4 protein-coding genes are annotated in these 9,783 nt (G+C 64.0%); all 4 read left to right on the top strand.

Annotation, left to right across the window (positions count from 1 at the left end):
- Positions 1-162 (top strand): tyrosine-type recombinase/integrase (locus tag P0D89_RS48485; RefSeq protein WP_408379062.1); only part of this gene is annotated, 162 nt, incomplete at its 5' end.
- A gap of 364 nt (positions 163-526) precedes the next feature.
- Positions 527-667 (top strand): hypothetical protein, encoded by a 141-nt coding sequence (locus P0D89_RS48480; RefSeq protein ID WP_408369570.1) that lies wholly within the window; start codon positions 527-529, stop codon positions 665-667.
- Positions 668-1,007: 340 nt separating this feature from the next.
- Entirely contained in the window at positions 1,008-1,136 is a 129-nt protein-coding gene (locus tag P0D89_RS48475) for a hypothetical protein (RefSeq protein ID WP_408379059.1), read from the top strand.
- Positions 1,133-9,783 (top strand): GH36-type glycosyl hydrolase domain-containing protein (locus P0D89_RS48470; protein ID WP_408379057.1); only part of this gene is annotated, 8,651 nt, incomplete at its 3' end. The genes P0D89_RS48475 and P0D89_RS48470, both read left to right, overlap by 4 nt.

The raw sequence follows: 9,783 nt of genomic DNA, 5'->3' as shown, positions 1-9,783 counted from the left end.
AGCTTCGGCACCCACCTGCTCGAACAGAAGGTCGATATCCGCGTGATCCAGGTCCTGCTCGGGCACAAGAAGCTGGAGACCACTGCGCTCTACGCCCATGTCGCCACCGACGTGCTGCGCGAAGTGATCAGTCCGCTGGAGAAGCTGCACAGCAACGGCTGAACGACGGCGCACCGCCGTGCCCGAAGTCGCGGACATCTTCCGCGCGCATGGGCCTGCGTGGCGACAGACCGTACAGCTGAGCCTGGGACAGCTGAAGGTCATGTCGGCAATTGAACAGTGCCGCGGATGGGGGAGGGAAATATTCTGGAATGCAAAGAATCTGGCAATCAAGCTGCATCCGTCGTGAACAGGAGATGTTGCGACGACAGGATACGCCATATTCGCCGCCGTTGAGTTGGCGGGCCTCGTCCGGAACACGTGATCACAGCACTAAAAAAATAAAAATCGCGACAGGGTCACCAGATGCGCTCACACTGGGCGACATGGCCGTCGCTTTCGCGACGGGCAAATCTGGAGAAACATATTGGCGAAGAGCACGATGCGCGGTAATCGCGAAGTTAAAAAGCCCAAACAACCCAAAAAGGTGATCCCTCCTGCGGTGGGCGTGTCCCCAGCGATTGCGCCGAAGACTGCCGCAGGCAGCACAGCGGCCAAAAAGAAATAACAGGCACCTGGGGCGCGGATCCGTGTCCCTTCTGCGCTACGCATTCCGTGTGTTCAGCCGGAAACTGCGTCGGCAGGGGTGTGCAGGTGCTCCTGTGCGTCATTGATTGCCGCACCGGTCTGGCCGGAGCTCACCTGACGCTTTAGTGCGCCGCTAAACCGTAACTACCAGTTTGCGCGTGGGCGCGTCGTCGCCGACTATGCCCGCAGAAGCTGCATACCTGCTTTTTCGTCCTGACGGCTCCTCGCGCGTCCACCCGCACCCGTGAATCAAGCCGTACCCCGGAGGCTTGCATCCACGCGACACGTGTAGCGGGGCCTCCCCGATGGAAGATCCGATCATGTCCCAACTCGATGAACTATCCGGCGAAACGACGATTTCGATCCCTGTGCGCGTTGCTAACATGACACGCCACCGTGGCCAGTCCACCCTACCGAATTCACCGACGTTGCAGGACGTGCGCCTGTGAAAACGATCCTTCGATATGTCGCGAGACATCGCTCGCCGTCGCCGCCGTGGACTGACATCGCGCCGGTGCGCGAAGAGCTGTTCGGCGTCGAACGGCTCGAGCAACACGCGGAGAGCCTTGCTGCCGCGCAACCGGTCACGAAGACACCGCCTGCCGTTTTATCGCTGCACACGAGACTGAACGATAACGCCGCGGTCCTGCTCGCAGCCTACCGCGCGAGCGCCGAAGAACTGGAGAGCGGCCGGGGCGTGGTGCCCGCCGCGGAATGGCTGCTCGACAACTATCACCTCGTCGAGGAGCAGATCCGCGAGATTCGCGACGACTTGCCGCCCGGCTACTACCGTCAGTTGCCCAAGCTTGCCGCAGGCCCGTTCGCCGGGTATCCGCGCGTATTCGGTCTCGCGTGGGCGTTCGTTGCGCATACCGACAGTCACTTCGACCCGCAGATCCTGCGGCGTTTCATCAGCGCGTATCAACGGGTTCAGCCGCTGACAATCGGCGAATTGTGGGCCGTGGCGATCACCTTGCGCATCGTGCTGATCGAGAACCTGCGACGCCTGACTGACCAGATTACTGCAGGCCGCAGCGCACGCGCCGACGCCGACGCACTCACCGACCGTCTGCTCGAATCGGGCAGCGCCCGTTCGGCGCTCGAAGCGGATATTTCCACGCGTTCCTCAGGCCTGTTGTCGGAACTGTTCGCCGCGCAACTCGTAAAACGGCTGCGTGACCAGGATCCGCGCACCACGCCAGCACTGGGTTGGCTAGAAGAGCGGCTCAAGCTTCAGGGCGCCTCCGTCGATGAAGTCGTGCAACACGCGCAGCAGCGACAGGGCTCGTCGAACGTCACCGTGCGCAATGTGATCACCAGCATGCGGCTGATTTCCGACATCGACTGGACGGAACTGTTCGAGAGCGTAAGTCTTGTCGACGCCCGGTTGCGCGCGGACAGCAGCTTTGCCACGATGGATTTTCCGACGCGCAATCTGTATCGCAGCGCGATCGAGCAACTGGCGCGCGGCTCGTCCTTCACCGAACTCGAAGTCGCCGGGCTAGCGCTGGAATCGGCGCAGGCGGCGGCGCTGGAAGCAGCCGATGGCGCACATGCGGAACGCGCCGGCGAGCCCGGCTATCACCTGATCGCCGAGGGTCGGCGAGCACTGGAGCAAGCGATCGAATTCCGCCCGCCGGTGCGTTTGCGGATCACGCGGTTTAACGTCCGCCTCGGCATTGGCGGCTACGTCGGCACGATCCTGACGCTCGCCCTGACGTTACTGGCGCTAGCGTTGTGGGCACTGTGGACACTGGCGCCGCGCGGTCTCGAAGCTTGGGTGCTCGCGCTGTTTGCCGTATGCGGATTCCTGCCCGTCACCGAGGTTGCGACCGCGCTCATCAATCGCGCGGTGACATGGAGTTTCGGCGCAATCACGTTGCCGGCTCTCGAACTGACTGTCGGCGTGCCGTCGTCATTGCGCACACTGGTTGCCGTGCCGACGCTTCTGACGAGCGAAGCTGATCTGCGCGAACAGGTCGAACGTCTTGAGGTGCATCACCTCGCGGGAGCCGGTGGCGACCTGTCCTTCGCGTTGCTGGCGGACGGGCTCGATGCGGATCAGGAAGTGCTGCCCGGCGATGCACATCTGCTCGCCGTGGCCGCCGACGCCATCGATGCACTGAACCACCGTTACGAGCCAGGCCCCGGCGGCAGCCGTTTCCTGCTGCTACACCGCCGACGCGTGTTCAACGCGAGCGAAAACAAATGGATGGGCTGGGAACGCAAGCGCGGCAAGCTGCACGAACTCAACCGCCTGCTGCGCGGTGCGACGGATACGACCTTTATGTCGATCGCCGGCCGTGCACCGCAGGTGCCGCCCGACGTGCGCTACGTCATCACACTCGACGCCGATACGCGTCTGCCACGCGACGCCGCGCTGCGGCTGATCGGCAAGATGGCGCATCCGCTGAACCGGCCGACATTTAGCGACGCCGATCAACGCGTCGTCAACGGATACGCGATTCTGCAGCCGCGTGTCACGCCGTCGCTGCCCGTCGGCCAGGAAGGGTCGCTGCATCAGCGCGTCTTCTCCGGCCCCGGCGGGATGGACCCGTACGCGGCGGCCGTGTCCGATGTCTATCAGGACCTGTTCGGCGAAGGGTCGTATACCGGCAAGGGCATTTACGACGTCGATGCATTTGAAGCGGCTTTGCGTGGACGCGTGCCGGAAAACGCGCTGCTCAGTCACGATCTGTTCGAAGGGATTTTTGCGCGCGCCGGACTGGCGTCGGATGTCGAGGTGGTCGAGGAAGTGCCGTCGCGTTACGACGTGGTCGGCAAGCGGCAGCATCGCTGGACGCGTGGCGACTGGCAATTGCTGCCGTGGATCGTCGGCTATCGCGGCCGGGACCGGCACGCGATGCCGTCGATCGGCCGCTTCAAGATGCTCGACAATTTGCGCCGCTCGCTGCTCGCCCCCTTCATGGTCGCCGCGCTCGGCCTATGCTGGCTGATGCCGATCCACGCCGGGATTGCAGGCGCGCTGCTGGCGCTAGGCGCGCTCGCGATTCCCGCTTTCCTGCCGACGCTGTTCGCGATCATGCCGCGCCGCAGCGGCATCCATCTGCGCAATCATCTGGACGTGCTGGCCGCCGATTTGCGGCTCGCCGCCTTGCAAACAGTTCTGTCGACCGCGTTCCTCGCTGACCAGGCGTGGCGTATGGGCGATGCGATCGTCCGGACGCTGATACGGTTGTTCGTGACGCATCGCCGGCTGCTCGAATGGACCACCGCTGCGCAGTCGAAGGGCAGCCCTCGTCTTGACCTCCGCGGCTTTTATCGGCAGATGGCAGGCGGCGTCGCGCTCGGCATCGTGCTGCCGGCTGGTGCGATCGCATTCGCACCGTCGCACTGGCCGCTCGTGCTGCCGTTTGCGCTGTTATGGCTCGCCGCGCCGGCGCTCGCGCTGTGGTCGAGCCGGTCGCCGACCGTCGCGCGACGTTTCGCAATGGCGGACCCGGACGCGCGCAGCCTTCGCCTCATCGCGCGACGCACGTGGCGTTTCTTCGAGACCTTCGTTACGCCGGCAGAGAATATGCTGCCGCCCGACAACTTCCAGGAAGATCCGAAGCCGGTCGTCGCACACCGCACCTCTCCGACCAACCTTGGGCTCTATCTGCTGTCGGCGATTGCTGCGCGGGATTTTGGCTGGGCGGGGACGACGGAAACTGTCGAACGGCTCGAAGCGGCGTTCGCTTCAATGCACAAGCTCACGCGTTTCAAGGGACATTTCTATAACTGGTACGGGACGCTCGATCTCCAGGTGCTGGCACCCGCTTATGTTTCGTCGGTCGATAGCGGCAATCTGGCCGGTCATCTGATCGTCCTCGCCAACGCGTGCGAAGAATGGCCACATGAATTGCTCGCGCCGGCTGCGCGACCCGGATTGATGGATAACCTGCAACTCGCGCGTGAAGCCATCGACACGCTGCCCGCCGCAGGCGGTGAACGTGGCAGGCAGCTGGTTGCGATCCTCGAAGAGATCAGCAAGCAGTTGCACGGCCCGCAGACGCTCGAAGCGCTGTCGCCATCGCTCACGCGGCTGACTGAAAAGGCCGCGAAGGCAACGCGTGAACTCGTGCCCGCCGGCGGCGACGATAGTTCTGCCGACCTGATGTTCTGGATCGACGCGTTGAGCAAAAGCGTGGTCGAACATGCCCGCGACCGGCAACAGTTCGCCGAGGCACCGGAACTTCTGCAGGCACGCCTGAAGGCGCTCGCCGATACGTCGCGGGCGATGGCGCTCGACATGGACTTCGCGTTCCTGCTGGATCCGGAACGCAAGCTGCTATCGATCGGCTATTCGCAATCCGACAACAGCCTCGACCTGAACTGCTATGACCTGCTGGCGTCTGAAGCGCGCCTCGCGAGCCTGTTCGCCATCGCGAAAGGCGACGTGACGACGCGCCACTGGTTTCGCCTCGGTCGCGCGGCTACGCCGGTCGGTAACGGCTCGGCGCTGATCTCGTGGTCGGGGTCGATGTTCGAATACCTGATGCCGTCGTTGGTGATGCGTGCGCCGGTCGGCAGCCTGCTCGAACAGACGAGTCGTCTGGTGGTGGAACGGCAAGCCTCGTATGGGCGTTCGCTCGGCATTCCGTGGGGCATTTCGGAATCGGCGTACAACGCGCGCGACATCGAATTTACCTACCAGTATTCGAATTTCGGTGTCCCCGGTCTTGGCCTCAAGCGGGGGCTGTCAGAGAACCGCGTGATCGCACCATATGCAACGGGGCTAGCAGCGATGGTCGACCCACAAGCCGCGCGAGAGAACTACGCACAACTCGCCGCTCTTGGCGCGCTGGGTCGCTATGGTTTCTACGAAGCACTCGATTTCACCCGCTCGCGGCTTCCGGACAACGAGGACGTCGCGATCGTGCGCAATTTCATGGCGCATCACCAGGGCATGACGATCGTGTCGATCGCGAACACTTTGCTCGACGCGCAGATGCGTGCGCGTTTCCATCGCGAACCCATGATCCAGGCGAGCGAACTGTTGCTGCAGGAACGCATGCCACGCAATGTCGCCATCGCGCATCCCCGTGCCGAAGAAGTGAACACGTCAGCAGCTGTCGCCGGCGTCGTGCCGCCGACCGTACGGCGCCTCGCAGCGTCGGCTGTGGCCGGCGCTGCGCCGGTGACACACCTGCTGTCGAATGGACGCTACGCGGTCATGTTGACTGCGACCGGCGCCGGCTACAGCCGTTGGCGCGACCTGGCCGTGACGCGCTGGCGCGAAGACGCAACCCGGGACGACTGGGGCTCCTTCATCTTCCTGCGCGATATGCAGAGCGGCCACGTGTGGTCAGCGGGCGCACAGCCGGCTGGTAGCGAAGCCGAGTACGAAGAGGTTGTGTTCGGCGAGGACCATGCGGAATTCATCCGCCGCGACGGCTCGTTGACAACGACGATGGACGTACTGGTTTCCGGTGAAGCAGACGGCGAAGTGCGCCGCGTGTCGTTGGCGAACAACGGACGCCGTGTGCGCGAAATTGAACTGACGTCCTATGCCGAAATCGTGCTCGCGACGCCCGCTGCCGACAACGCGCATCCGGCCTTCTCGCGGATGTTTGTCCAGACCGAGCACCTTGCGGAATTCGGCGCGCTGGTGGCCACGCGCCGTCCGCGTTCGCACGACGAAAAACAGGTGTGGGCTGCGCATTTCGCAGTTGTCGACGGCGGGATCGTCGTCGATCCGCAATACGAATCGGATCGCGCGCGCTTTCTGGGGCGCGGGCGCAACGCCGGCACGGCGGCAGCGATCTTCGACGATCAGCCGCTGACCAACACCGCTGGGACCGTACTCGATCCGGTCTTTGCGCTCAGGTATCGCGTGCTGGTGCCGCCGGGCAAGGTCGCGCGCGTGACGTTCTGGACAGTCGTGGCCGAGTCGCGAGCGCTGTTGCTCGATCTGGTCGACAAACACCATGACCGCAACGCGTTCGATCGCGCCAAAACGCTAGCCTGGACGCAGGCTCAGGTGCAGTTGCGCCATCTCGATGTCGAAGCCGAAGAGGCGGCGGATTTTCAGCGCCTCGCCGCGCCCGTCATTTACGCCGATGCGCGTTTCAGGGCGCCATCGGACACGATCGTTCGCGGGGCTGGCGCGCAGTCGGGACTCTGGCCGCACGCGATCTCCGGCGACCTGCCGATCGTGCTTCTGCGTATCGATGACGTCGAGGACATCGCTCAGGTCCGGCAATTATTGAGGGCACACGAGTACTGGCGGATGAAGCGGCTGGACGTCGATCTCGTCATCATCAACGAACGGGCTTCGTCGTATATCCAGGAGTTGCAGGGTGCGATTGAAACAGCCGTGCGCAGCAGCCAGTTGCGGCCGCGTTTCGGCGAAGAACTCGCGCAAGGGGCGGTCTTTACGCTGCGCGCCGATTTGATGAGCGTGGAGGCGCGTGCGCTGCTGCAATCGGTCGCGCGTGTCGCGTTGATCGCGCGCCGCGGTTCGATCGCCGACCAGCTCGCGCGCTTGCCGCAGTCGCAAGGCCAGCCGTCGGCGCCGCGGCGGCAGAAGCAGCCGATGTCGTCGCCATGGTCCGCGACGCCTCATCCGCCGGGCGCGCTTTCTTCGGTTCCGTCGAGGCTCGAGTTTTTCAACGGTCTGGGCGGTTTCGATAAAGACGGGCGGGAATACGTGAGCGTTCTCGTGGCGGGTGCGACCACGCCCGCGCCGTGGATCAACGTGATCGCAAACTCCGGCTTCGGGTTTCAGGTCGCGGCGGAAGGCAGCGGCTACACGTGGGCCGAAAACAGCCGCGAGAATCAACTCACGCCGTGGTCGAACGATCCGGTCGAAGACCCAGCCGGCGAAGCCATCTATGTGCGCGACGAAGTCACTGGCGATGTGTGGGGCGCCACCGCGTCGCCGATCCGCGACGGCGGGACGTATGTCGTGCGTCACGGGTATGGCTACAGCCGCTTCGAACACGAGGCGAATGGCATCGCGCTCGACTTGCTGCAATACGTGCCGCTCGCCGACCCGCTGAAGATTTCCCGGCTGACGTTGCGCAATCTATCCGGTATGCCGCGCCGTCTGTCCGTGACGACGTGGATGGAATGGGTGCTTGGCACATCGCGCGGCGCATCGGGACCCTTCATCGTGACGGAAATCGACTCCGCTACCGGCGCGATGCTGGCGCGCAATCCGTGGAGCATGGGGTTCGCGGGGCGCGTCGCGTTCGCCGACCTCGGCGGCCAGCAGACCGCGTGGACGGCGGATCGCACCGAATTTCTCGGCCGCAGCGGCCGGACTGCGGCACCCGCCGCCCTGACCGGCAACGCGCCGCTGTCTGGCGCAACCGGCGCGGGGCTCGATCCATGCGCAGCGTTGCAGGGCGTGATTGAGCTGGGCGTGGGCGAGATTGTCGAAGTCGTGTCGTTCGTGGGGCAATGCGCGTCCGTCGAAGAGGCGCGGGCGTTGATCGAGCGCTATCGCAAGGCCGATCTCGACGCCGTCCTCGCCGAGGTGACGACCCAGTGGCTGAACGTGCTCGGCACCGTCCAGGTTAAAACCCCTGACCGCGCGATGGATCTGATGCTAAACGGCTGGCTGCTGTATCAGACGCTCGCGTGCCGCGTCTGGGCACGCTCGGCGTTCTATCAGGCGAGCGGCGCGTATGGGTTCCGTGATCAGTTGCAGGACGGCATGGCGTTGACACATGCGCAGCCGGACGAGACTCGGCGGCATTTGCTGCGCACTGCGGCGCGGCAGTTCGTCGAAGGCGATTTCCAGCACTGGTGGTTGCCCCAGTCGGGGCAAGGCGTGCGCACGCGGATTTCCGATGACCGCGTGTGGCTCGCGTTCGCGACGGCAACGTACATCGGCTGCGCGGGCGACGTCGCGATTCTCGACGAGATCGTGCCGTTCCTCGATGGACCGCCACTGCGACCTGGCGAGCACGATGCGTTCTTCCAGCCGATGGTCGCAGATGAATCAGCGGCGCTGTTCGAACATTGCGCGCGCGGCCTGGATCAATGTATTGAACTGACCGGCGAGCATGGCTTGCCTCTGATCGGCGCGGGTGACTGGAACGACGGCATGAACCGCGTCGGCGCGCACGGCAAGGGAGAAAGCGTTTGGCTCGGCTGGCTGCTATTGCGGACGATCGAATTGTTCGCCCCCCTGGGCGAATCGCGCGATGCGGCTTCTGTTGCGCGCGCTGCACGCTGGCGTGCTCATGCGGCCTCGCTGCGCGAGGCGCTGGAGCGGGAGGCATGGGACGGCGAATGGTATCGCCGCGCGACGTTTGACGACGGCACGTGGCTTGGCTCGAAAGACAGTGAAGAGTGTCAAATAGATTCGATCGCACAGTCGTGGGCTGTGCTGTCGGGCGCGGCAGATCCCGCGCGCGCGGCGCTGGCGATGACGTCGCTGGAAAAGCACCTGATACGTCGCGCCGACGGGCTGGCTTTGCTGTTCACGCCGCCGTTCGATAAAACGTTGCACGATCCAGGCTATATCAAGGGCTATCCGCCGGGGCTGCGTGAAAACGGCGGCCAGTATAGCCACGCGGCGATGTGGGCGATCCTCGCGTTCACAAAAATGCGCGAGGGCAACAAGGCCGCTGCGCTGTTTTCACTACTTAATCCGGTCAATCATGCGCGCACACCGATGGAAGTCGGCCGCTACAAGGTTGAGCCCTATGTCGTTGCCGCCGATGTCTATTCAGTGGCGCCGCATGCCGGGCGCGGTGGCTGGACCTGGTACACGGGGTCCGCCGGATGGATGTACCGGGCGGGTGTCGAGGGCATTCTTGGGATTTGTCGCGAGGGCGAATTTCTTGTGGTCGATCCTTGTATTCCGGACACGTGGCCGGGGTTTGAAGCAACAGTGGCGATGCATTCGACGCGATACAAGATTCGCGTCGAATCCGCTGACGAGGGCGGCGTCATGCGCGCGGTGCTCGACGGCGCGAGTCTCAAATGTGGTGATGAACGGGTGCGCGTGCCGCTTGATGGCGGGTCGCATGAACTCCTGATTTCGCTTTGCTTGGGCGTGAGCGAAGACGTGAACTCGGGCGCGCAAGTCGCGCGACGAATCACGCATCCGTCATCGAGAGTAAGACTGGCAATGTCGCA

Origin of the sequence: Paraburkholderia sp. RL18-085-BIA-A (assembly GCF_046027075.1) — a bacterium.
GTDB lineage: Bacteria > Pseudomonadota > Gammaproteobacteria > Burkholderiales > Burkholderiaceae > Paraburkholderia.
Note: the sequence above shows the minus strand (reverse complement) of the source record. Positions and strands in the feature narration are given on the sequence as shown.

Bases quoted from the DNA above. Each gene is read 5' to 3' on its own strand.
- P0D89_RS48475 (WP_408379059.1), top strand. From the start codon at position 1,008: ATGTCCCAACTCGATGAACTATCCGGCGAAACGACGATTTCGATCCCT.